Raw genomic sequence first — 23,227 nt, 5'->3', positions numbered from 1 at the left:
ATCAAGGCGAGCGATGCTAGTGGCTGTTTCGAATGGGAGGAGAGTTTCGATGCCGCTCGCGATGAACCGTGAGGTTTTCATTACCTGTGCCGTGACCGGTTCCGGCGGCTCGCAGGACCGCAGCCCGCATGTGCCGCGCTCGCCCAAGCAGATCGCCGACTCGGCCATCGATGCGGCCAAGGCGGGTGCGGCCATCGTCCATTGCCATGTGCGCGACCCCGAAACCGGCAAGCCCAGGCGCGACGTGCATCTCTATCGCGAGGTGACCGAGCGTATCCGCGCGGCTGACGTCGACGTCATCCTGAACCTGACCGCCGGCATGGGCGGCGACATGGTGTTCGGCTCGCCGGAAGCGCCGTTGCCGCTCAACGAAAAAGGCACCGACATGGGCGGCGCCACCAACCGCATGGAACATGTGCGCCAGTGCCTGCCGGAAATCTGCACGCTTGACTGCGGCACCATGAATTTCGCCGAAGCCGACTATGTCATGACCAACACGCCCGGCATGCTGCGCGCCATGGGCGGCATGATGACGGCGCTCGGCGTCAAGCCGGAAATCGAGGCCTTCGACACCGGGCATCTCTGGTTCGCCAAGCAACTGGTCGAGGAAAAGGTGCTCAACCCCGACGCGCTGGTGCAGCTTTGCATGGGTGTGCCGTGGGGGGCGCCCGACGACCTCAACACCTTCATGGCGATGGTCAACAACGTGCCGTCGACCTGGAACTGGTCGGCCTTCGCCATCGGCCGCAACCAGATGGCCTATGCGGCGGCAGCGGTGCTCGCCGGCGGCAATGTCCGCGTCGGCCTGGAAGACAATCTCTGGCTCGACAAGGGCGTGCTGGCGACCAACGCGCAGCTGGTCGAGCGCGCCGCCTCCATCGTCACCAATCTCGGCGCCAGGATTCTTGGCCCCGAAGAAGTGCGCAAGAAGCTCAACCTGACCAAGCGAGCGCCGATAGCGGCATAAATTATTCGCAGGGAGGGTCGCTATGGCTACCGTCAAATTCACCGCGATGAAGGATGGCGACAGGCAAGACTACGAGTTCCTGACCGCCCATGAAATCGACTATGCGGCCAAGACCGGCGAGCGGCTGCTCGACGCGCTGGTCCAGCTCGACGAAGGCCTGTCCGGCTACAAGATCACCCGGCTCGGCCATTCGCTGCAGGCGGCGACACGGGCCTGGCGCGACGGCGCCGACACCGACTGGATCGCCTGCGCGCTGCTGCACGACATCGGCGACATCTACGCGCCCTACAATCACGACGAATACGCCGCGTCGATCCTGAAACCTTTCGTGCGCGAGCAATGCACCTGGGTGGTGGAGAAGCACGGCGACTTCCAGCGCCTCTATTACGCGCACCATCTCGGCGGCAATCGCCATGCGCGCGACCGCTTCGCCGGCCATGCCTATTTCGACGATTGCGATGCGTTTTGCGAGCGCTGGGACCAGTCGAGCTTCGACCCCGATTATGAGACGCTGCCGATCGAATTCTTCCGGCCCTTCGTGCTCGAAGTCTTCGCCCGCAAGGCCTACGACCCGTCGGTCATCCGCGCCGGCGAGCGCGTGCCCCTCACCGATCCCGAAACCGCCAGGACAAGAACCGGAGCCTCTCAATGAGCATCATCAACAAGGCGGCCGCCATTGGCGGCGGTGTCATCGGCGCCGGCTGGGTCGCGCGCCTGCTCTTGAACGGCATCGACGTCTCCATTTTCGATCCCGATCCCGAAGCCTCGCGCAAGGTTTCGGAAGTGATGAAGGGCGCGCGCCGCGCCTATAAGCAGATGGTGCCCGGCGGTCTGCCCAAGGAGGGCAAGCTGACCTTCGCCAAGACGATCGCCGAAGCGGTCGCCGATGCGGACTTCATCCAGGAAAGCGTGCCGGAACGGCTCGATCTCAAGCACAGGGTGCTGGCCGAGATCGACGCGCATGCGCCGGCCAACGCCATTGTCGCCTCCTCGACCTCGGGCATCAAGCCGACCGACATGCAGGTGGCGATGAAGAAGCATCCGGAGCGCTTGGTCGTCGGCCATCCGTTCAACCCGGTCTACCTGCTGCCGCTGGTCGAGATCGTCGGCGGCGACCAGACCTTCCCCGAGGCGGTCGAGGTCGCCAAGGAGATCTATGCCTCGATCGGCATGAAGCCGGTCGTGATCCGCAAGGAGATCGAGGCTTTCGTTGGCGACCGCCTGCTCGAAGCCGCCTGGCGCGAAGCGCTGTGGCTGATCAAGGACGGCATCTGCACCGTCGAGGAACTCGACGACATCATGCGCTATGGTTTCGGCCTGCGCTGGGCGCAGATGGGCATGTTCCAGGTCTACCGCGTCGCCGGTGGCGAGGCCGGCATGCGCCACTTCATGGCGCAGTTCGGGCCCTGCCTGAAATGGCCGTGGACCAAGCTGATGGACGTGCCGGAGTTCAACGACGAGCTGGTCGACCTGATCGCCACCCAGTCGGACGACCAGGCGCATGGCCTGTCGATCCGCGAGCTGGAAAAGATCCGCGACGACAATCTGGTCGCGATCATGGATGCGCTGTCGAAGCAGAACAAGGGCAAGGGCTGGGGCGCCGGCGCGCTGCACAAGGATTATACCAAACAGCTCGCCAAGCTGGCGGCGAAGAAGCCCGCGGCTTCAAAGGCGGCGGAAAAGGCCAAGGCCGCCAAGCCGGTGAAGAAAGCCGAAAAGCCGAAGAAAAAGAAGAAGGGCTGAGACCATGGATTTCGGTCTTTCGGAAGAGCAAAAGCTCATTGTCGAGACGACGCGTGCCTTCGTCGAGAACGAGCTTTATCCGCATGAGCGCGAGGTCGAGCGCACCGGCGTGCTGCGCCGCGAGCTGATCGAGGAGATCAAGGCCAAGGCGATCGAGGCCGGGCTCTATGCCGCCAACATGCCGGCCGATGTCGGCGGCGCGGGGCTCGATACGGTGACCTGGCTGCTTTACGAGAAGGAACTCGGCCGGGCCAATTACGCGCTGCACTGGACCTGCGTGGCGCGTCCTTCCAACATTCTGCTCGCCGGCACGCCGGAGCAGCGCGAAAAGTACCTTTTCCCCTGCATCCGCGGCGAGAAATGGGATTGCCTGGCAATGACAGAGCCGGGCGCCGGCTCCGATCTGCGCGGCATGACGGCATCAGCCGTGCAGGATGGCGACGACTGGGTGCTGAACGGCACCAAGCACTTTATCTCGCACGCCGATCTCGCCGATTTCGCCATCGTCTTCATGGCCTCGGGCGAGGAGGAGTCTGCGCGCGGCAAACGCAAGAAGATCACCGCCTTCTTCGTCGACAAGGGCACCAAGGGTTTCACGGTGCGCGACGGCTATCGCAACGTCTCGCATCGCGGCTACACCAACGCCATTTTGGAGTTCGACGATTGCCGGCTGCCGGCATCCCAGGTTCTGGGCGAGGTGCACAAGGGCTTCGACGTCGCCAATTCCTGGCTCGGCGCCACGCGTCTGCAGGTCGGCGCCACCTGTCTCGGCCGTGCCGAGCGGGCGCTTGGCCATGCCGTCGAATACGCCGCGCAGCGCCAGCAGTTCGGCCAGCAGATCGGCAAGTTCCAGGGCGTGTCGTTCAAGCTCGCCGACATGGCGACGGAACTCAAGGCCGCCGACCTGATGGTCTTCGAAGCCGGCTGGAAGTACGATCAGGGCACCGTCACCGACCAGGACATGGCCATGGCCAAGCTGAAGGCCACCGAAATGCTCGCCTTTGTCGCCGACGAGGCAATCCAGATCCATGGCGGCATGGGGTTGATGGACGACCTGCCGCTGGAGCGCATCTGGCGCGATGCCCGCGTTGAGCGCATCTGGGAAGGCACTTCGGAGATTCAGCGACATATTATTTCGCGGGCGCTGCTGCGTCCGTTCGGCGCTTAGAGCATGATCGCGCAAAATCGGGATTCGGTTTTGTCGGGCAAACAAGATCGTTTGTCCTGAGATCGCGCAAAAAACGAAAAGATGACCATGCATAAACTTGAACGTCTCCTGCGCCCGAAATCGATCGCCGTGTTCGGTGGCGTGCAGGCCGCCGCCGTCGTGGCGCAATCGATCAAGATGGGCTTTGCCGGCGATATCTGGCCGGTGCACCCGACCAAGGACGAGGTTGCCGGATGCAAGGCCTACCGCTCGGTCGCGGATCTGCCCGGCGCGCCGGATGCCGCCTTTGTCGGTGTCAACCGGCACCTGACCATCGAGGTGGTCAAGGCGCTGGCCGAGCGCGGGGCCGGCGGCGCCGTCTGCTTTGCCGCCGGATTTCTCGAAACCGAGGCCTATGACGACGACGGCGAACGGCTGCAGGCCGAACTGGTCGCGGCCGCCGGCCAGATGCCGATCATCGGGCCGAACTGCTACGGCCTGATCAACTATGCCGACGGCGCGCTTTTGTGGCCCGACCAACATGGCGGCATCAGGCTGGACGAGGGCGGCAAGGGCGTCGCCATCATCACCCAGTCGTCCAACATCGCCATCAACATGACGATGCAGAAGCGCGGCCTGCCGATCGCCTTCCTGATGACCGCCGGCAACCAGGCGCAGACCGGCCTGTCGGAAATGGCGCTCGGCCTGATCGAGGATGAGCGTGTGACGTCGCTCGGCCTGCATATCGAGGCCTTCGACTCGGTAGCCGGCTTCGAGCGCCTAGCCGCACGGGCGCGCGAGCTCAGGAAACCGATCATCGCCATGAAGGTCGGCCGGTCCGAACAGGCGCGGCAGGCAACCGTTTCGCACACCGCATCGCTGGCCGGCTCGGACGCTGCTTCCGGCGCCTTCCTGAGGCGGCTTGGCATTGCGCGGGTCGATTCCATCCCCGCCTTCATCGAGGCGCTGAAGCTGCTGCACATCACCGGCCCGCTGCCTGGCTACAAGCTCTCGTCGATGAGCTGTTCGGGCGGCGAAGCGTCGGTCATGGCCGACAGTGCCGAAGGGCGCTGGGTCAACTTCCCGGTGCTGACCGACACCCACCGCGCCCATGTCAAATCGACCCTCGGGCCGCTGGTCGCGGTGGCCAACCCGTTGGACTACCACACCTTCATCTGGAACAACGAGCCGGCGATGACGGCCACCTTCACCGCCATGGTGTCGGGCGGCTTCGACTTGAACATGCTGGTGCTCGACTTCCCGCGCCCCGACCGCTGCTCGGTGACCGACTGGTGGGCGACGCTGCGCGCCTTCGAATCGGCGCTGAAGACCAACAAGGCGCATGGCGCCATTGTTTCCTCGCTGCCGGAGAACCTGCCGGAGGAATACACCGCCGAGCTGATGGCGCGCGGCATGGTGCCGCTGTTCGGCATTTCCGAGGCGATGGACGCCGCAGGCGCAGCAGCCTTCATCGGCTGGGCCTGGCGCGAGCCGCAGGCGCAGCCGGTGGATACGAGAGCTGCCGGCGCATCCGACGCGCCGCGCGTTACGCCTGACGAAGCCGAAGCCAAGGCGCGGCTGATCAAGGCCGGGCTTTCCGTGCCCAAGGGCGAGCGGGCCGGCAATGCGGTCGAGGCGGTGATCTCGTCGATGGCGCTCGGCTTTCCTGTTGCCCTGAAGGCACTGGGCGTCACCCACAAATCCGAGGTCGGCGCTGTCCGGCTCAACCTCAAGGACGCCGAATCGGTCAGCACGGCCGCACACGACCTGTTGCCGCTCGGCACCGGACTCTATGTCGAGCGCATGGTGCGCGACGGCGTCGCCGAACTGATCGTCGGCTTCACCCGCGACCCGATGTTCGGCGCCGTCATGACGCTGGGCACCGGCGGCGTGCTGGTCGAACTGCTGCGCGACAGCGTCACGCTGATGCTGCCGGCGACGCGCGACGACATCGAGGCCGCGCTGCGCGGGCTGAAACTGTTTCCGTTGCTCGAGGGCTATCGCGGCCGGCCGAAGGCCGATGTCGCCGCGGCCATAGACGCGATCGCTGGCATCGCCGGTTTCGTGCAGGAGAATGCCGGCGAGATCGAGGAACTCGACATCAATCCGCTGATCGTCTGCACACAAGGCAAGGGCGCCTGGATCGCCGACGCGCTGCTGGTGCTGGGAGAGAACAAGAATGTCTGACGTCATTTCGACTCGCCGCGAAGGCACCATCCTCGAGGTCACGCTCGACCGGCCCAAGGCCAATGCGATCGACCTGAAGACCTCGCGGCTGATGGGCGAGACCTTCAAGGCATTCCGCGACGATACCGGCCTGCGGGTCGCCATCGTCAAGACGGCAGGCGACAAGTTCTTCTGCGCCGGCTGGGACCTCAAGGCGGCGGCCAGCGGCGACGCGGTCGATGGCGACTATGGCGTCGGTGGTTTTGCCGGCCTGCAGGAACTGCGCGACCTGAACAAGCCGGTCATCGCCTGCGTCAACGGCATGGCGGTCGGTGGCGGCTTCGAGCTGGCTCTGTCCTGCGATCTCATCTACGCCTCGGACCATTCCTCCTTCGCACTGCCCGAAATCCGTGCCGGCACGCTGGCCGATGCGGCGACGATCAAGCTGCCGAAGCGCATCCCCTATCATGTCGCCATGGACCTTCTGCTCACCGGCCGCTGGATGGATGTCGCCGAGGCGCATCGCTGGGGCCTGGTCAACGAGGTGCTGCCCAAGGAAAAGCTCGAGGACCGCGTCTGGGAGATCGCCCGCCTGCTCGCCAGCGGCCCGCCGCTGGTCTTCGCCGCGATCAAGGAGACGGCACGGGTGGCAGAATCGCTGACCTTCCAGGATGCGATGAACAAGGTGACGCGCCGGCAGTTGCCGACCGTCGACGCGCTCTACGGGTCGGAGGACGGTATGGAAGGCTTCCGTGCCTTCGCCGAAAAGCGCGAGCCTGTGTGGAAGGGGAAGTGATCCCACGGAGATGACAGCGCCATCCCCGAAAATTGGTCAGCCAGCATGACTGACTACGCAAAACTCATCGACGCCGAGACCTGGGCCTTCATCGAGCGGACCAATTCCTATTATCCGCCCGACACGATCGACTATACGATCACCCAGCAGCGTGAGATCTATGACCGGATGTGCCGCGAGTTCTTTGCCGGCTATCCGCAAGGCGTGACGGCCGAAACCACGGTTGTTGCCACGCCTGCGCAAAACGTCCCGATCCGCATCTACCGCAACGCGACGCCGGACGATGCGGCGATGGTGGTCTACATCCATGGCGGCGGCTTCATTCTCGGCGGGCTGGACAGCCATGACGATGTCTGTGCCGAACTTTGCGGCCGCACCGGCCATGAAGTGGTCTCGGTCGATTACCGGCTGGCGCCTGAGCATCTGCATCCAGCCGCTTTCGATGATGCGATGAGCGCCTTCGAATGGGCCGCAGGGACCTACGACCGCCCGGTCGTGCTGTGCGGTGACAGCGCCGGCGGCAACCTTTGCGCCGCCGTTGCGCACGCGACGCGTGGCCATGTGAAAAAGCCGATCGGCCAGGTGCTGATTTATCCCGGTCTCGGCGGCGATCGCTTGCGCGGCTCCTATGTGAGGCACGCCGAAGCGCCGATGCTGACGGTACGCGATCTCGAATTCTACAAGCACATCCGAACCGGGGGCGTGGATCAAACCGGCGACATCACGCTGTCGCCGCTGGCCGATGCCGATTTCGCCAATTTGCCGCCGACCGTGCTGATCACCGCCGAATGCGACCCCTTGTCATCCGACGGCGAGGCTTATCGCGACCGCATCGTCGCGGCAGGCGGGCGCGCCACCTGGTTCGAGGAGCCCGGCCTGGTGCACGGCTATCTCAGGGCCCGGCACAGCGTCGGCCGCGCCCGCGCGAGCTTCACCCGCATCGTCGACGCTGTGGCCACGCTCGGAAAGGGCGGCTGGACCTGGTAAGGGCAGGGCCCGTCCCCGCTCAAGAGGCCTTGGCCAGGAAACTCTGATAGTCCGATTTCGCCTGCAGCAGGCGCAGCACGTTCTCGCGCGATCCCCGCACATGGGCGCGCGCCAGGGCGCCGGCCCGGCTGGCATCGCCAGCGCAGATCGCCTCGACGATCTCGGCATGCTCGTCGCGGGCGATCTTCCATTCATCGAGCCACAACAGTTCGGTCCAGACATAATGCTGGCACTTGTCGAGGATGCCGCACAGCATGCCGTGCAGCATCGCATTGCCGCTGATTTCGGCGATGACACGGTGCAGGTCGATACCGACTTCCAGTTCCTGGAATTTCTCGCGCGTGGTGCGATCCGGGATGGCGGCCAGCCGTTCGCATTCGGCCAGCATGGCGCGCAGCCGCGCCTTGTCCTTGTCGGTCGCCGCGGTGGCCGCGAGTTCGGTCGCATGGCCGTCGAGCAGTTCGCGGATGTCGAAGGCCTCGCGGAACATGTTGATGTCGAACTCGGTGACGGCATAGCCCTGGCGCGGCCGGCCGGTGACCAGCCCGTCGCGCTCCAGCCGGTTGAAGGCTTCGCGCACCGGCGTGCGGCTGACATTGAGTTTCGCCGCGATGTCGCTTTCGGTGACGCGCGAGCCCGGCGGAATCTGGCCGGTCACGATCATCGCCTTGAGCGCGGAATAGACCGAGTCGCGCAGTGTGTTTTTGGTTTCCTTGGCCAAGTTCCGTTCCCAGTTCTCCGGCCGCTTTAGCCGGACATTGCCTCGTTTGTAGTCGCAGTCGGCGCAATTTGCCACGCCTGCGGCATCGTCCCATCGCGTCGAACTGATCGTGCCTGTCGCAGTTGACAACATCGATCTCTCGGCTACATTCTAAATTGTATACAAAATCGCATGCCAAATCAAAAACAAATGGGAACACCGGTCGGAGAACCGAAATGAACAGGATCAGAAACGTTAGCGTTGTGGCGATCGCGGGCCTCGTGGCGGCGTTCGCAGTGCCCGCCGTCGCCGCCGACACGATCACCGTCGCCTCGTGGGGCGGCACCTATCAGGAGGCGCAGACCAAGGCCTTCTTCAAGCCGACCGCCGATGCGCTCGGCATCACCATCAAGGAAGACACCACCAACGGCCTCGACGACGTGCGGCTGCAGGTGACCGGAAATGCAGTGAAGTGGGACATCACCGAGCTCGGCGCCGACGAATGCGCGCGCGGCTCGAAGGAAGGCCTGTTCGAAAAGCTGGATTACGGCATAATCGACAAGAGCGGCATCAACCCGAAATTGGTGCATGACGACTGGGTCGGCATTTCCTACACCTCCGTCGTGTTGATCTACCGGACCGATGTCTTCGGCGACAAGGGCCCGAAGACCTGGGCCGACTTCTGGAACGTGGAAAAATTCCCGGGACGGCGCGCGTTGAGCAGCAGCCAGGCGACGGAGACGCTGAGCGTTGCCGCACTCGCCTCGGGCCTGCCGATCGACAAGGTCTATCCGGTCGATGTCGATAGCGCCTTGAAATCGGTCGACAAGATCCGCGGCCATGTCGATGCCTGGTGGACCTCCGGCGCCCAGGCCATGCAACTGGTGAAGGACGGCGAAGTCGACATGGCGAGCATCTGGAACGGACGCGCCGGCACCCTGAAGAAGGCAGGCGCGCCGGTCAGCTTCTCCTTCGACCAGGGCGTGCTCACCGCCGACTGCATGGTCATCCCCAAGGGCGCCAAGAACAAGGAAGCGGCGATGAAGGCGCTGGCGATGTTCGTCAGCCCGCAATTGCAGGCCAATCTGCCGCTCTATGTCGACAATGGGCCGGTCAACGAGAAGGCCTTCGAGACCGGCAAGATCCCGCCCGAGCGGATCAAGGACATCAATTCGGCGCCCGAAAACGTCAAGAAGCAGGTGCTGCAGGATGCCGAGTTCTGGCGCGACAACCTTGTCGAGGCGACGGAGAAGTTCAACAATCTGATCCAGCAATAGGCCGGAACCCTGACATTGCGGGGCGGCGCGAACGCCGCCCCGCTCCTTCAGTCTCTGCCCGGGAGAAAACGATCTTGTCCATTGCACCATCCGCGCTGCCGATCAGCATGCGCCGGATCGAGAAGAGATTTGGCAGCGTGCCGGTGCTGCGCGACCTGAACCTCGATGTCGAGGCCGGCGAGTTCCTGACCCTGCTTGGCCCCTCCGGCTCGGGAAAGACGACGCTGCTGATGATCCTGGCCGGTTTCGTCAGGGCCAATGCCGGGAGCATCAAGGTCGGCGGCGACGAGATCATCACCACGCCGCCGCACAGGCGCAACATCGGCATGGTGTTCCAGAACTATGCGCTGTTTCCGCATATGAACGTCTTCCACAACATCGCCTTCCCGCTGAAACAGCGCGGCGTCGCGGCCGGCGAGACGGCGCAGCGGGTGGAGAAGGCGCTGGAGCTGGTGAAATTGCAGGGACTGGGCGAGCGCCGCGTCGACCAGCTCTCCGGCGGCCAGCGCCAGCGCGTGGCCCTGGCGCGCGCCATCGTCTTCGAGCCGCGCATCGTCTTGATGGACGAACCGCTGTCGGCGCTCGACAAGGGCCTGCGCGAGCACATGCAGATCGAGTTGCGCGCGCTTCATCGCCGTCTTGGCATGACGACGGTCTATGTCACGCACGACCAGCGCGAAGCCATCACCATGTCTGACCGCATCGCCGTGATGAACGGCGGCCGCATCGAACAGCTCGACCGGCCCGAAACGCTTTACGCCGCGCCGAAGACACAGTTCGTGGCCGGCTTCATAGGCGAATCGAACTTCATCCCGGTCGAAAGCCGCAACGGATCGGTCTGGTATGGGGACAGGCGGATCCAGACCGGGGCACCGACACCGCCGGCTGGCCCGCATCTGATGGTGGTGCGACCGGAGAAGCTCAGGCTGGTCACGGCAGCCGACCCGTCGGCCGGCATCAATGTGCTCGAAGCGACGGTCAGCGACATCATTTACCAGGGCGACAGTTTCGTTTGCTACGCCAGCCTGCGCGACGGCCGGCAGCTGACGTTGCGCGACTATTGCCGCAGCGATGTGCTGGCCAGGATGCCGGCGCCCGGCCAGCCGATCATGCTCGGCCTCGACGCGAAGGACACGATCCTGGTGGCGGCCGAGGGATGAGCGCGCAATCCGCCCTGTTGCAGGAGATCGCCGGCCCGGCGGGGCAGGATCTCAACGCGCAGGCGCTGCGCGCCGACGCGCGGCGCGAGTCGCTGCGGCTGCTGGCGCTGCTGGCGCCGAGCCTGTTCCTCGTCTGCGCCATCATCATCGTGCCGATCGGCTGGCTGTTCTGGCTGTCGCTGTTCGACGAGACCGGCGCCTTCAGCGCCGCCAATTATGCGCGTTTCTTCGAACAGGCCTCCTACATCAAGACCTTCATCAGCACCTTCAAGGTCGCCTTCATCGTCACCGGCGCCTGTGTGCTGCTCGGCTATCCCCTGGCCTATATGCTGTCGCAACTGCCGCGCCGGGCCGCGTCGATCTGCCTGATCTTCGTCATCCTGCCGTTCTGGACCTCGGTGCTGGTGCGCACCTATGCCTGGCTGGTGATCCTGCAGCGCAAGGGCCTGATCAACAGCTGGCTGATCGATCTGGGTGTGATCAGCCAACCGCTGTCGCTCGCCAACAATTTTTCCGGCGTGGTCATCGGCATGACGCACATATTGCTGCCATTTCTCGTTTTGCCGCTCTATGCCTCGATGAAGACCATCGACACCGACTGCCTGCGCGCCGGCATGAACCTCGGCGCCGGCCCGGCCGCGACTTTCCGGCAAATCTTCTTTCCGCTGTCGCTGCCCGGCCTCGCCTCGGGCGTGGTCATCGTCTTCGTGCTCTGCCTCGGCTTCTTCGTCACCCCGGCGCTGATGGGTGGCGGCAAGGTGGTGATGTGGGCGATGCGCATGGAACAGACCACTAGCCTGTATTCCAACTGGGGGGCTGGTGCGGCACTCGGCGTCGTGCTGCTGGTGGTCACGCTGGCGCTGCTCGGCCTGTTCCAGTGGCTGCTCGGCGCGCGCGCCACCGGCGTATGGAGCTCGCGATGAGCGACGGTATCGGCCTGCCGATCTCGCACCGGCAACGCCTGTGGCTCTACGGCTTCGGCGGCCTCGTGCTGTTGTTCCTGATCGCGCCGTCCGTCATCATCGTCATCATGTCGTTTTCGGATTCGACGCTGCTGCAATTCCCGCCGCAGCAATGGTCGCTGCGCTGGTACCAGAGCTATTTCCAGTCGCTGGAATGGCGCGATGCGACCATCGTGTCGGTCAAGGTAGCTATCATGACCGCGCTGTTGGCGACGCCGCTCGGCACCGCTGCCGCCTATGCGATCAACCGCGGCACGCTGCGCTTCAACGGCACCATCAACGCGCTGCTCACGGCCTCGCTGATCATCCCGGTGATCCTGGTCGGTATCGGCACGTTCTTCCTCTACGCGCGCATCGGCCTCAACAACACGCTGACCGGCCTCGTCATCGCGCATACGGTGCAGGCGCTGCCGCTGGTGGTGCTGACGGTGCTTTCGGGCCTGCGCTCCTACGACATGAACCAGGAGCGGGTGGCGCGCAGCCTGGGTGCGGGACGCATCGCGGCGTTCTGGCAGGTGACGATGCCGCAGATCCGCTTCTCGATCGTCTCTGGCGCGCTGTTTGCCTTCATCACCTCCTTCGACGAAGTTGTCGTTTCGCTGTTCATCTCGGGCGGCGAGACCACGACCCTGACACGCCGCATGTTCAACGCGCTGCGCGACCAGATCGACCCGACCATCGCCGCCATCTCGACCTGCCTGATCGTGCTGTCGGTGCTGCTTTTGTCGCTGGCACAGATTTTCGGCCGGCGGCATTGATTTCATCGGACCAATTCGCAGAAATGACCTAGGGATATCCAGACAGAATGCGTGATTTCCAGTTTCCCGGCCGCTCGCCGGTTCGTGCCACCGAAGCGATCGCCGCGACATCGCATCCGCTTTCGACGCTTGCGGCCATCGAGATGCTGCGCGCCGGCGGCAATGCGATGGATGCCGCCATCTGCGCCGCCGCCGTGCAGGGCGTGGTCGAGCCGCAATCGACCGGCATCGGCGGCGATTGCTTTGTCCTCTACTGCCCCAAGGGACAGAGCGAGGTGCTCGCCTTCAACGGCTCCGGCCGGGCGCCGGCGGCCGCCACCGTGGACTGGTATCTGGACAGGGGTTTCAGCGAGCTTCCCAAACAGGGGCCGCATGCGGTGACCGTGCCGGGCGCCATCGACGCCTGGTGCCGGCTGCTGGAAGACCATGGCAGCAAGAGCCTGGCCGAGGTGCTGGCGCCGGCGATCCACTATGCCGAGAACGGCTATGTCGTGCACGACCGCGTCGCCTTCGACTGGGCGGACCCGGAGATCGACCTTGCCGGGGACGAACATGCCGCCCGCATCTTCCTGCCCGGCGGCACCGCGCCGAAAGCAGGCGACGTGCACCGGCAGCCGGAGCTTGCCGCCACCTTGCGGGTCATCGCCAAACAGGGCCGCGCCGGATTCTATGAAGGTGCCGTCGCCGACGACATGGTGCGCCGGCTCAAGGAACTGGGCGGGCTGCATTCGCATGAGGATTTTGCCGCGACCCGGGGCGACTATGTGGCGCCGGTGAGCATCAGCTATGGCGGCCACGAGATCCACCAGATGCCGCCGAACAACCAGGGCCTGACGGCGCTGTTGATGCTGAACGTGCTGTCGGGCTTCAAGCTTGGCGAGCTCGATCCCAACGGCGCCGAGCGCCTGCATCTGGAGATCGAGGCCGGGCGGCTGGCCTATCGCGACCGAGACCGTTTCGTCGGCGACCAGGACCGTGTCCAGGTGCCGGTGCGAGAGCTGCTGTCGGCCGCCTATGCCGAGCGGCTGCGCGCCGAGATCGACCGCGAGCGCGCCATGACCCACCTGCCGGATGTGCAACTGCCCGGCAGCGACACGGTCTATATCTCGATCGTCGACCGCGACCGCAACGCGGTCTCCTTCATCAACTCGACCTATTATTCCTTCGGCAGCGGCGTCGTCGGCCCGAAGACCGGCGTGGTGCTGCAGAACCGCGGCTCGAGCTTCCGCCTCGACCATGCGCACCCCAACGCGATCGCGCCCGGCAAGCGGCCGATGCACACGATCATGCCGGGCATGGCGACGAGGAACGGCCGCGTGGTGATGCCGTTCGGCGTGATGGGCGGCGGCTACCAGCCCTTCGGCCATGTCCACCTTCTGACCAACATGATCGATTTCGGCATGGACCCGCAGCAGGCGCTCGACGCGCCGCGCGTGTTCTACAATGACGGCATGGTGGAGGCGGAGCGCAACGTGCCCACCGAGGCGATCGAAGGCCTGCGCCGGCGCGGCCACGCCATCGCCGAGCCGCACCATCCGCTCGGCGGCGGACAGGCGGTGCTGATCGACTGGGAGAAGGGAACGCTGACCGGGGCGTCGGACCCGCGCAAGGACGGGATGGCGCTGGGATATTGAGGTATGGGTACCGGTAGAGCGTACTGATGGGATTCAGTTCAAGGTTGCTCGCTACTTCTCCAGGCGCTGGCGCTGCCCCTCACCTGCCTGCCGGCATCCTCTCCCCGTATAGTGACGGGGGAGAGGGACGGTCCGCTCCCTCGGCGCTTTTCTGCAACGCTGGCAGTTGGCGAAACGATCGGCGAACAGCCCTTTCCCCCGTCGCTATACGGGGAGAAATGCCCGGCAGGGCAATGAGGGGCGGCGCGAACCTCCGCTGGACTTTCACAAGCTTTGAAACATAGTCGGTGATCATGACCCAAACCCACCCAGACCTCTCCCGCCGCCTCGCCGCCGGAGACGACAACGCCCCCGCCATCCTGGCGCCCGACAGGCCCACGCTGACCCATGGCGGTCTGCGCGCGCTGATCGCCGCCACCGCCACTCAGCTGCGCGCCCTCGGCATCGGCCAGGGCGACCGGGTGGCGATCGTGCTGCCGAACGGACCGGAGATGGCGACGGCCTTCATCGCGGTGGCCGCCGCAGCCTCGACGGCGCCGCTCAATCCGGCCTACCGGGCCGACGAACTCGATTTCTATCTCACCGACATCGGCGCCAAGGCGATCCTCGTCGCGGAGACCGAGACCGGTCCGGCCGTGACGGTGGCCGAGCGTCTCGGCATCGCCGTGCTGCGGCTCATCGTGCGGCCAGATGCGCCGGCCGGCAACTTCGTCATCCAGGGGGCGGCGGTCGGTCCGCAGGCGGCGCCCGCGATGGCGGGGGACGACGACATCGCGCTGCTGCTGCACACCTCCGGCACGACGTCGCGGCCCAAGCTGGTGCCGCTCAGCCATGCCAATGTCGCGGCCTCCGCCCGCCATATCGGCGCGACGCTCGGCCTGACGGCCGGTGACCGCTGCCTCAACATCATGCCGCTGTTCCACATCCATGGGCTGATCGCGGCGGTGCTGTCCTCGCTCGCATCGGGCGGCGGCATCTACTGCACGCCAGGCTTCAATGCGCTGCGCTTCTTCCAATGGCTGAGCGAGGCGAAGCCAAGCTGGTACACGGCGGTGCCGACCATGCACCAGGCGATCCTGGCGCGCGCGGCGCGCAATGCCGAAGCGCTGGGGGCGGCACGCCTGCGCTTCATCCGCTCGTCCTCGGCATCGCTGCCGGCGCAGGTCATGGCCGAACTCGAAGCGACCTTCGGCTGCCCGGTCATCGAATCCTACGGGATGACCGAGGCCGCGCACCAGATGGCCTCGAACCGGCTGCCGCCGGGCCTGCGCAAACCGGGCAGCGTCGGTGCGGCGGGCGGACCCGAAGTGGCGGTCATGGCGCCGGACGGACGGCTGATGCAGGCCGGCGAAACCGGCGAGATCGTCATTCGCGGACCCAATGTCACGTCAGGCTACGAGAAGAACCCGGACGCCAACGCCACGGCCTTTGCACATGGCTGGTTCCACACCGGCGACCAGGGCGTGCTCGACGGCGACGGCTATCTCAAGGTTACCGGCCGGCTGAAGGAGATCATCAACCGCGGCGGCGAAAAGATCTCGCCGCTCGAGGTCGACGACGTGCTGATGGACCATCCGGCGGTGGCGCAGGTCGTCACCTTCGCCATGCCGCATGACAAGCTTGGCGAGGAGGTGGCGGCGGCCGTGGTGCTGCGCGAAGGCATGAGCGCCACCGAGGGCGATATCCGCGCCCACGCCGCGACCCGGCTCGCCGATTTCAAGGTGCCGCGCAAGGTGCTGATCCTGGATGAGATCCCCAAGGGCGCCACCGGCAAGCTGCAGCGCATCGGGCTCGCCGCCAAGCTCGGGCTCTGACGATGAAGATCACCATCTTCGGCGCCGGTGCCATCGGCGGCTATCTCGCGGCCAAGCTGGCCATTGCCGGCCGCACCGATCTGTCGATCGTCGCCCGCGGCGCGCATCTCGAGGCGATCAAGGCAGATGGCCTGCGCCTGATCGAGGACGGCAAGGAAACGACCGCCCCGGTCAGGGCCGCCGCCAAGGCGGGAGACCTCGGCGCGCAGGATTATGTCGTGCTGGCGCTGAAGGCGCATTCCGTCGCGCCCGCGCTCGACCAGATCGCACCGCTGCTTGGACCCGACACATCCGTCGTCACCATGCAGAACGGCGTGCCCTGGTGGTATTTCTACAAGGCCGGCGGCGCGCTCGAAGGCACCAGGCTGCAGCAGGTCGATCCCGGCGGCACGATCTGGGAACGGCTCGGCCCGCAGCGCGTCATCGGCTCGGTCGTCTACCCCGCCGTCGAGGTCGACGCGCCGGGCCTGATCCGCCATGTCGAGGGCAGGCGCTTCTCGCTCGGCGAGCCCTCGGGCGAGAGGAGCGAACGGACCACGCTTCTGGCCGGGGAGATGGTCAAGGCCGGGTTGCAGGCGCCGGTCCGCGACGACATACGCGGCGAGATCTGGATAAAACTGTGGGGCAACCTCTCCTTCAATCCGATCTCGGCGCTGACCGGCAGCACGCTGGCCGGAATCGTCGCCGACGAGGGCACCCGCACGCTCGCCCGCGCCATGATGCTGGAAGCGCAGGCGATCGGCGAAAGCCTCGGCGTGCGCTTCCCCATAGACGTCGACCGCCGCATCAAGGGCGCCTGCGATGTCGGCGAACACAAGACCTCGATGCTGCAAGACCTGGAACGCGGCCGCCCTATGGAGATCGACGCGCTGGTGGGCGCGGTGCAGGAACTGGGGCGGCTGACGGGGCAGCCGACGCCGGCGATCGATGGGGTGCTGGCGCTGGTGCGGCGGCTGGCGGTGGAGCGCGGGTGTTACGGGTGAGGAGGCGGGCTGAGCCTGCGCTTGCGCGCCATCCCTCTCGACAAGAGCTGAACGCGATCGAAAGCAGGCGTGCTCAGTTGGTGCTGGTTGTTGCGGTAAACCCGCACTGCTTCTGTTCCATCTCGATCTGTTTCGTGATGCGGACGGCGTTCTGTGCGTAGGCCTCCGTCACCGAGCCACTATTCACGGTCTTGTCCTTCAGTGGGCTGACGCCCGCGCAGAGATGGAAAACATGCGGCTCCGTGGACTTCGCGGCTCCGTTTTCGGGCGCGATCCAGTAGACGACATCCTGACCTGCGGGATTTGCCGCGTCCTTCGTCGCCGCAGCCACCGCGGCCGAGTCGGTGGCTATCGCCTGCGCCTGGGCGGCGACGTCGGGCGAACAGGCGGTGGTGGGCTGCCCCGACTTGATCTGGGCTGCGCAGGCGTTCATATCCTGGGTGTATTGTTCGACCGACGGGGGTTTGAAACTGATCCCCATGACAGTCGCGAGCACGGCCAGCGCAGCGCCGAGGCCGCCGGCAACCTTCTTGGTCTGCGGATCCATGTTTTTGTCGGTGAGGATCAGGAAAACCAGCGGGAGGAAGGCTATCAGCGTGATGATTGCGCCGAGCTGGTTTTGGAAGAAGAACCTGGCTGTGTCGGATGCACGGGCCGGATCGTGCCTGTTGGCCGCCTTCCACAGCAAATTGCCGGCGATTGCGAAAATCGCAATGCCGACCAGAAGGCCGATGATCAGCGGCAGGTGTCCCTGGTCGAACCTGTTCTGGCGAAGCAGAATAATCCCGTAGATCTCGCCGCCAATGGCGACGATCCACGACAGTGCGGCGAAAAGGCGAAGACGCGTGGCGGAGGACTTCTGGCCCTGCGTCGCTTGCCAATCCTTGGTAACGTCTGGCTTGTTGTCGGTCATTGACCAGATCCCCTGATATCGACACTTATGCGAGCGGCATTGGACCAGAAGGCCAACCCGCCCTGCGCTGCGTCATTCAACAAACGTCTCCTGCCTCAGCGACGCGGTGAAAATGCGAATACCACATCCATATTGCGCATGATTGGATCCGTCCATACCCACGGAGGCGGACGCCTATGCGGCGATGGCTCCGTTCTTCTTCATCTCCGGCTCGAACTTGACGCTGCCTTCTCGCTTGCCTCGCCGATCAAGACGTTCCCACTCTGGGCAAAGCGCACCTTGCGGCAGCCTGCTCAATCGCGGTTAGTCGATCTGGACCTGATCAGCCCCTGCCCGGCCGTTTGAGAAGCCGCGCGTAAAGTTCGCCGACGATGTCGCGTCGGAAAATGAGCACGCACACCATGAAGATCAGCCCCGTCGTGATGGTCACCGGGAAGCCTGACGTGGCCAGCGTGTTTTCCAGGCCGACGACGAGGCTGGCGCCGATGATCGGGCCGACCATGGTGCCGATGCCGCCGAGAAGCGTCATCAGGATCACCTCGCCCGACATCTGCCAGGTGACGTCGGTGAGGGTGGCGAACTGGAAGACGATCGCCTTGAGGGAGCCCGGCCAGCGGCGGCCGTCCCTCAGCCCTCGGCGGCGACGAGATGGCCGTCGCCGACGTCGCTCAGCGCCAGTTTCAGCGGCGCCTCGCCGATCCGGCGCGTCGCGCTGGGGATTTCCTGATCGAGGCGGGCGAAACGGTTTCTGCGCCGCGCGGGATCGGGCACCGGCACGGCTTCGATCAGCCTTTTGGTGTAGGGGTGGCGCGGGTTTGAAAAAACCTGGTCGCGCGAGCCCATCTCGACGATCTGGCCGAGATACATGACGGCGACACGGTCGGAGATGTTCTCGACCACGGCCATGTCGTGCGAGATGAAGAGATAGGCGACGCCGAATTCGCGCTGCAGTTCCTTCAGCAGGTCGAGCACGCGCGCCTGCACCGAGACGTCGAGCGCGGAAACGCTTTCGTCGGCGATGATCAGTTTCGGGCGCAATGCCAGCGCACGGGCGATGCAGACACGCTGGCGCTGGCCGCCGGAAAATTCGTGCGGGTAGAGCTCCATCTGGTTTGATGAAAGGCCGACACGGTCGAACAAGGCCGACACCCGCTCGCGGCGCTCTTCCTTCGAGGCGATGCCGTGGATGACCAGCGGCTCGGCGACGAGGTCGCCGACGCGCATGCGCGGGTCGAGCGAAGCAAACGGATCCTGAAAGATCATCTGCACGTCGCGGCGCACCGCCTTGCGCTCGTCCCGGCCGAGGCCGGACAGGTTGCGGCCGCCGACGACGATGTCGCCGCTATACGGCACCAGCCCGGCCAGCGCCTTGGCGGTGGTCGACTTGCCGCAGCCTGATTCGCCGACCAGCGCCAGCGTCTCGTTGGGCGCGATCGAGAAGCTGACGCCCTCGACGGCATGGACGCGGCGGGTGACCCGACCGAAGACGCCGCCGCGCAGGTCGAAGCGGACATGGAGGTCTTTCACATCGGCGACATTGGCCGGCATTGCGGCTTCGGCAATCTCTTTCGACGCCTGCCGACCGACGCCACTGCCGATACGCGGCACGGCGGCGAGCAGCTCGCGCGTATAATCGGCTTGCGGGTGAGCGAAAATGTCAGATGTCTTGCCTTCCTCGACCATGCTTCCATGCCGCATGATGATGACGCGGTCGGCCATCTCGGCGACCACGCCCATGTCGTGGGTGATCAGGATGACGCTGGTGCCATGCTGCCGTTGCAGGTCCCGCAGCAGCTCCAGCACCTCGCCCTGCACGGTGACGTCGAGCGCCGTCGTCGGCTCGTCGGCGATCAGCACGTCGGGCTCCAGCGCCAGCGCCATGGCGATCATCACCCGCTGGCGCATGCCGCCGGAGAGCTCATGCGGAAACTGTTTTAGCCGGCTTTCGGCTTCCGAAATGCGCACCGCCTTCAGCGCCTCGATGGCACGCTGGCGGGCCTGCGCAGGCGTCAGGCTGGTGTGCGCCTCGATGGATTCGGTGAGCTGGCGACCGATCGACAGCACCGGATTGAGCGATGTCATCGGCTCCTGGAAGATCATGGCGATACGGTCGCCGCGGATACGGCGCATGCGGCGTTCGTCAAGCGTGGTCAGCTCGGTGTCGGCCAAACGGATGGTGCCGGCGGAGATGCGCGCGGCGGGCTGCGGCAGGAGCTGCATGATGGCAAGCGCGGTCATGGACTTGCCGGAGCCGGACTCGCCGGCGATGCAGAGTGTTTCGCCGCGCTCGAGCGTCAGGGAGAGGTTGGAGACGACCTCGCGGGAGCCCTCCTCGCCGCGCACGGAGACGGAGAGGTTGGCGATGGTGAGGATGGGGTTGGTGGTGGTCATTGCAGGCGCAGGCTTCCGAGAGGTTTAGCGCGGCACGCCCCCCTCTGTCCTGCCGGACATCTCCCCCTCGAGGGGGGAGATTGAACGGCACGCAGGCCTTCGCCAATTTCCAACGCTGCAATCGGGGAAGCCGGCATGAATGACAGCCAATCTCCCCCCTTGAGGGGGAGATGCCCGGCAGGGCAGAGGGGGGTGCCTTGGCGCTGACCTGGCCTCATTCAAACACGCAACGCGGAAAATAGAACGACACCACCCAGTTGGGCATATCGACGATCTCGCTGATGCGGAGATCGCCGCAGACCGAGGCCAGCATGTAGGCCTCGACCGGATCTATTCTGTAGCGCCCGGCGAGCAGGTCGACCATCTGGGCCACCGCTTCCTTCGCGCCCGCCATCAAGTCGGGGCCTATGCCGGTCGTCACCTCATAGCCCTTGGCGTCGAGATGGCGCGTCACCGGGCCAGATGTGGTGAAGCGCGGCGTCTTCAGCCGCGCATCTTTCACCAAATCGAGCTTGAGCACGACGTCCATCGGGCTTTCGATCGCGGTGCCGCAGACCTCGCCGTCGCCTTGCGCGGCATGGGTGTCGCCGACCGAGAACAGCGCGCCCGCCACCTCCACCGGCAGATAGAGCGTGGTCCCGGCGGCAAGGTCGCGAATGTCGAGATTGCCGCCGACGCGACGTGGCGGCACCACCGAGTGGTGGCCCATCTCGGCCAGTGCATTGCCGATGGTGCCGGCAAAGGGCTTCAACGGCACGCGGGCATTTTTGCCGAACAATGCTGGCTCCAGTGAAGCCGCATCGTATTTCCAGATGTTCAGCGCCGGCTCCTTGAAGTCGTCGGCGAGCAGGCCGAAGCCCGGAATGTTCGCCGTCCAGCCGAAGCCGGACGGTTTGAACATCTCGATCGTCACCTTCAGCGCATCGCCGGGCTCGGCACCCTCGACGAAGATCGGTCCGGTAACCGGATTGATCCCCGCGAAGTCGAGCTTGGCAATGTCGGCGGCGGTGCTATCGGGCCTCAGCTGGCCACCGCCGGCATCGAGGCACTGGAACTCGATGGTGGAGCCGGGCGCCACGCGCTGCGCCGGGACAAACGAATTGTCCCAGCCGAAATGGTGGTGGCGCCCGTGGATGGTGTAGTCGCAGTTATTGCACATCTTTTACGTACACATTGTCGTAGTTGATTGGAACGTGGACCGGGTCGACATAGAGGTTGTCGGCGCCTCCCATGCGGGCCGATTTCATGGTGAATCGCTGCTCGTTGAAGACCGGCGCCCAGGGCGCGTCCGCCATGATCTTCGCGTAGATGTCGCTCCACATCTTGCTGCGCTCCCCGGCCTTCGCAGGGTCGACAATCGAGTCGGCCTCGGCCGCCTTGGCGTCGAGTTCCTTGTTGCAATACCACGACCAGTTCCAGCCGCCCGGCACGGCACCGGCGCAGCCCAGGATTGGACCGTAGAAGTTCGACGGATCGGGGAAGTCGGCGATCCAGCCCATGCCGCCCGACCAGATCATCGGCGCGCCGGCCTTGTCGCCGCCGGCGGCGATGACGTTGGCCTGCGCCAGCGACTGGATGCTGGCCTTGATGCCGATCGCCGCAAGGTCCTGCTGGATCGCCTGGGCGATGCGTGGGTTGGGGTCGGTGTTCATGGCGAACAATTGCGTCTCGAAACCATCGGGATGGCCGGCCTCGGCAAGCAACGCCTTGGCCTTGGCGACGTCGTAGGGATAACCCTTGTACTCCTTGTCATAGCCCGGCATCGATGGCGGCAGCGGCTGGTTGGCCGGCACGGCGCGGCCGTTGATGATCTGGATGATGCGCGCCTTGTTGAGCGCCATGTTGACGGCTTGGCGCACCTTCACATTGTCGAACGGCGCCATGGTGGTGTTCATGGTGACATAGCCGGTGTGCAACTGGCCGCCCTCGACCACGCGCGCCTTCTGCTCGGGATCGGCCATCACCTCCTGGAATTTTGCCGGAGGAATGCCGTCGAGCGGCAGGTCGATCTCACCTTTCTGCAGGCGCAGCAAAGCCACGATCGGCTCCTGGCCAACCTCGAAGGTGATCTTGTCGAGATGCGGCAGGCCTATGTGCCAATAGTCCGGATTGCGCTCGAAGACGATGCGCTGGCCGAGCGTCCACTCGGCGAGTTTGAACGCCCCGGTGCCGACCGGATGCTTGCCGAAATCGGCGCCATATTTTTCCACCTCTTCCTTCGGCACGACATGCGAGAAGTTGATGGCCATGACATGCAGGAAGGTGGCGTCGGGGCGGGTCAGCTCGAACTTGACCGTGTAGGGGTCGACGACGGTGACGCCGGAGAGGCCTTCGGCCTTGCCCGCGGCGACATCGTCATAACCCTTGATCGAGCCGAAGAAGCCGGCGCCGGGGCTCTGCGTCTTGGGGTTGGTGACGCGGTCGAGCGAATATTTGACGTCGTCGGCCGTCATCTCGCGGCCATTGTGGAATTTCACGCCATGGCGCAGCTTGAAGGTGAAGGTCTTGCCGTCCGGTGAAATCTCGTAGCTCTCGGCGAGGTCGGGCTTGAGGTTGGTGGTGCCGGGCTCGTAATCCATAAGTCCGTCGAACAGGCTCTTGATCATCGACCAGTTCTGCCAGTCATAGCCGATCGCCGGATCGAGCGTCGTGACATCGTCCTTGTATGTGGCGATGATTTCGCCGCCCTGCCTGGCGTTGGGGTCGATCGTTTCCTCGGCGCGGGCGCTGGTCATGCCGAGCAGCAGCGCCAAGGCCGATGCGGCTACGGTCGATGCGAGAAACTTCTTCATTGTCGTGTTCCCTTTCTCTGTTTGTTTTCTGGTTTCA

19 protein-coding genes and 1 pseudogene are annotated in these 23,227 nt (G+C 65.0%); 14 read left to right on the top strand and 6 right to left on the bottom strand.

Features of this window, described 5'->3' with window-relative positions; all coding sequences use genetic code 11:
* The first annotated feature begins 49 nt into the window (after nt 1-49).
* The 7 genes from EN845_RS18695 to EN845_RS18665 all read left to right on the top strand — a co-directional run bounded on the left by EN845_RS18695 (nt 50) and on the right by EN845_RS18665 (nt 7,806).
* Entirely contained in the window at nt 50-967 is a 918-nt protein-coding gene (locus tag EN845_RS18695) for a 3-keto-5-aminohexanoate cleavage protein (RefSeq protein ID WP_091586279.1), read from the top strand.
* A 22-nt stretch (nt 968-989) separates the two neighbouring features.
* Complete coding sequence (locus EN845_RS18690; RefSeq protein WP_127871179.1) at nt 990-1,619, top strand: HD domain-containing protein; 630 nt, start codon at nt 990-992, stop codon at nt 1,617-1,619.
* On the top strand, nt 1,616-2,710 hold the full coding sequence (locus tag EN845_RS18685) for a carnitine 3-dehydrogenase (RefSeq protein ID WP_127871178.1): 1,095 nt from the start codon (nt 1,616-1,618) through the stop codon (nt 2,708-2,710). The genes EN845_RS18690 and EN845_RS18685 overlap by 4 nt, the downstream gene beginning before the upstream one ends.
* 4 nt (nt 2,711-2,714) lie before the next feature.
* Nucleotides 2,715-3,878: an acyl-CoA dehydrogenase gene (locus tag EN845_RS18680; RefSeq protein WP_127871177.1), complete on the top strand. Its 1,164-nt coding sequence runs from the start codon at nt 2,715-2,717 to the stop codon at nt 3,876-3,878.
* Between the two features lie 87 nt (nt 3,879-3,965).
* Nucleotides 3,966-6,044, top strand: a complete 2,079-nt coding sequence (locus EN845_RS18675; protein ID WP_127871176.1) for an acetate--CoA ligase family protein — start codon at nt 3,966-3,968, stop codon at nt 6,042-6,044.
* Entirely contained in the window at nt 6,037-6,819 is a 783-nt protein-coding gene (locus EN845_RS18670; RefSeq protein ID WP_127871175.1) for a carnitinyl-CoA dehydratase, read from the top strand. The genes EN845_RS18675 and EN845_RS18670 overlap by 8 nt, the downstream gene beginning before the upstream one ends.
* A gap of 45 nt (nt 6,820-6,864) precedes the next feature.
* Entirely contained in the window at nt 6,865-7,806 is a 942-nt protein-coding gene (locus EN845_RS18665) for an alpha/beta hydrolase (protein WP_127871174.1), read from the top strand.
* Between the two features lie 19 nt (nt 7,807-7,825).
* Here the strand turns inward: EN845_RS18665 and EN845_RS18660 are convergent, their stop codons facing one another.
* The gene (locus EN845_RS18660) at nt 7,826-8,527 is read right to left on the bottom strand and encodes a GntR family transcriptional regulator (RefSeq protein WP_167531393.1); all 702 of its coding nucleotides are present in this window, start codon (nt 8,525-8,527) and stop codon (nt 7,826-7,828) included.
* A gap of 215 nt (nt 8,528-8,742) precedes the next feature.
* Here EN845_RS18660 and EN845_RS18655 point away from each other — a divergent pair, with 215 nt between their 5' ends.
* From EN845_RS18655 to EN845_RS18620, 7 genes are all read left to right on the top strand, one after another.
* Nucleotides 8,743-9,783 (top strand): ABC transporter substrate-binding protein, encoded by a 1,041-nt coding sequence (locus EN845_RS18655; protein WP_127277784.1) that lies wholly within the window; start codon nt 8,743-8,745, stop codon nt 9,781-9,783.
* Nucleotides 9,784-9,857: 74 nt separating this feature from the next.
* Nucleotides 9,858-10,943 carry an ABC transporter ATP-binding protein gene (locus EN845_RS18650; protein WP_127277783.1) on the top strand — a complete coding sequence of 362 codons (1,086 nt, stop codon included), beginning with the start codon at nt 9,858-9,860 and terminating at the stop codon, nt 10,941-10,943.
* Nucleotides 10,940-11,866: an ABC transporter permease gene (locus EN845_RS18645; protein WP_127871173.1), complete on the top strand. Its 927-nt coding sequence runs from the start codon at nt 10,940-10,942 to the stop codon at nt 11,864-11,866. Before EN845_RS18650 ends, EN845_RS18645 begins: the two co-directional genes overlap by 4 nt.
* Complete coding sequence (locus EN845_RS18640; protein ID WP_127871172.1) at nt 11,863-12,663, top strand: ABC transporter permease; 801 nt, start codon at nt 11,863-11,865, stop codon at nt 12,661-12,663. The genes EN845_RS18645 and EN845_RS18640 overlap by 4 nt, the downstream gene beginning before the upstream one ends.
* Before the next feature lie 47 nt (nt 12,664-12,710).
* Nucleotides 12,711-14,297 (top strand): gamma-glutamyltransferase, encoded by a 1,587-nt coding sequence (gene ggt, locus EN845_RS18635; RefSeq protein WP_127871171.1) that lies wholly within the window; start codon nt 12,711-12,713, stop codon nt 14,295-14,297.
* Nucleotides 14,298-14,590: 293 nt separating this feature from the next.
* Nucleotides 14,591-16,111, top strand: coding sequence for an acyl--CoA ligase (locus EN845_RS18625; protein WP_167531392.1), 1,521 nt, complete (start codon nt 14,591-14,593; stop codon nt 16,109-16,111).
* A 2-nt stretch (nt 16,112-16,113) separates the two neighbouring features.
* Nucleotides 16,114-17,094: a 2-dehydropantoate 2-reductase gene (locus EN845_RS18620; protein WP_127871168.1), complete on the top strand. Its 981-nt coding sequence runs from the start codon at nt 16,114-16,116 to the stop codon at nt 17,092-17,094.
* A 73-nt stretch (nt 17,095-17,167) separates the two neighbouring features.
* On the opposite strand, the gene EN845_RS18615 is transcribed toward EN845_RS18620, so the two are convergent.
* The 5 genes and pseudogenes from EN845_RS18615 to EN845_RS18590 form a co-directional block, all read right to left on the bottom strand.
* A complete protein-coding gene (locus EN845_RS18615; protein ID WP_127278045.1) occupies nt 17,168-18,007 on the bottom strand; it encodes a hypothetical protein in 840 nt (279 codons plus the stop codon).
* Between the two features lie 322 nt (nt 18,008-18,329).
* Nucleotides 18,330-18,608: pseudogene (locus EN845_RS18610) on the bottom strand (branched-chain amino acid ABC transporter permease); the annotation flags it as partial.
* Nucleotides 18,609-18,634: 26 nt separating this feature from the next.
* Entirely contained in the window at nt 18,635-20,398 is a 1,764-nt protein-coding gene (locus EN845_RS18605; protein WP_127871167.1) for an ABC transporter ATP-binding protein, read from the bottom strand.
* 214 nt (nt 20,399-20,612) lie between these two features.
* A complete protein-coding gene (locus tag EN845_RS18595; protein WP_127871165.1) occupies nt 20,613-21,557 on the bottom strand; it encodes an acetamidase/formamidase family protein in 945 nt (314 codons plus the stop codon).
* Nucleotides 21,547-23,190, bottom strand: a complete 1,644-nt coding sequence (locus EN845_RS18590; protein ID WP_127871164.1) for an ABC transporter substrate-binding protein — start codon at nt 23,188-23,190, stop codon at nt 21,547-21,549. Before EN845_RS18590 ends, EN845_RS18595 begins: the two co-directional genes overlap by 11 nt.
* Nucleotides 23,191-23,227: the final 37 nt, after the last annotated feature.

The organism is Mesorhizobium sp. M8A.F.Ca.ET.202.01.1.1 (assembly GCF_004791595.1).
Taxonomy (GTDB): Bacteria; Pseudomonadota; Alphaproteobacteria; order Rhizobiales; family Rhizobiaceae; genus Mesorhizobium.
Note: the sequence above shows the minus strand (reverse complement) of the source record. Positions and strands in the feature narration are given on the sequence as shown.

Bases quoted from the DNA above. Each gene is read 5' to 3' on its own strand.
- EN845_RS18620 (WP_127871168.1), top strand. From the start codon at position 16,114: ATGAAGATCACCATCTTCGGCGCCGGTGCCATCGGCGGCTATCTCGCG.
- EN845_RS18685 (WP_127871178.1), top strand. From the start codon at position 1,616: ATGAGCATCATCAACAAGGCGGCCGCCATTGGCGGCGGTGTCATCGGC.
- EN845_RS18655 (WP_127277784.1), top strand. From the start codon at position 8,743: ATGAACAGGATCAGAAACGTTAGCGTTGTGGCGATCGCGGGCCTCGTG.
- EN845_RS18665 (WP_127871174.1), top strand. From the start codon at position 6,865: ATGACTGACTACGCAAAACTCATCGACGCCGAGACCTGGGCCTTCATC.
- EN845_RS18680 (WP_127871177.1), top strand. From the start codon at position 2,715: ATGGATTTCGGTCTTTCGGAAGAGCAAAAGCTCATTGTCGAGACGACG.
- EN845_RS18690 (WP_127871179.1), top strand. From the start codon at position 990: ATGGCTACCGTCAAATTCACCGCGATGAAGGATGGCGACAGGCAAGAC.
- EN845_RS18675 (WP_127871176.1), top strand. From the start codon at position 3,966: ATGCATAAACTTGAACGTCTCCTGCGCCCGAAATCGATCGCCGTGTTC.
- EN845_RS18695 (WP_091586279.1), top strand. From the start codon at position 50: ATGCCGCTCGCGATGAACCGTGAGGTTTTCATTACCTGTGCCGTGACC.
- EN845_RS18595 (WP_127871165.1), bottom strand. From the start codon at position 21,557: ATGTGCAATAACTGCGACTACACCATCCACGGGCGCCACCACCATTTC.
- EN845_RS18670 (WP_127871175.1), top strand. From the start codon at position 6,037: ATGTCTGACGTCATTTCGACTCGCCGCGAAGGCACCATCCTCGAGGTC.
- EN845_RS18590 (WP_127871164.1), bottom strand. From the start codon at position 23,190: ATGAAGAAGTTTCTCGCATCGACCGTAGCCGCATCGGCCTTGGCGCTG.
- ggt (WP_127871171.1), top strand. From the start codon at position 12,711: ATGCGTGATTTCCAGTTTCCCGGCCGCTCGCCGGTTCGTGCCACCGAA.
- EN845_RS18625 (WP_167531392.1), top strand. From the start codon at position 14,591: ATGACCCAAACCCACCCAGACCTCTCCCGCCGCCTCGCCGCCGGAGAC.
- EN845_RS18645 (WP_127871173.1), top strand. From the start codon at position 10,940: ATGAGCGCGCAATCCGCCCTGTTGCAGGAGATCGCCGGCCCGGCGGGG.
- EN845_RS18605 (WP_127871167.1), bottom strand. From the start codon at position 20,398: ATGACCACCACCAACCCCATCCTCACCATCGCCAACCTCTCCGTCTCC.
- EN845_RS18615 (WP_127278045.1), bottom strand. From the start codon at position 18,007: ATGACCGACAACAAGCCAGACGTTACCAAGGATTGGCAAGCGACGCAG.
- EN845_RS18640 (WP_127871172.1), top strand. From the start codon at position 11,863: ATGAGCGACGGTATCGGCCTGCCGATCTCGCACCGGCAACGCCTGTGG.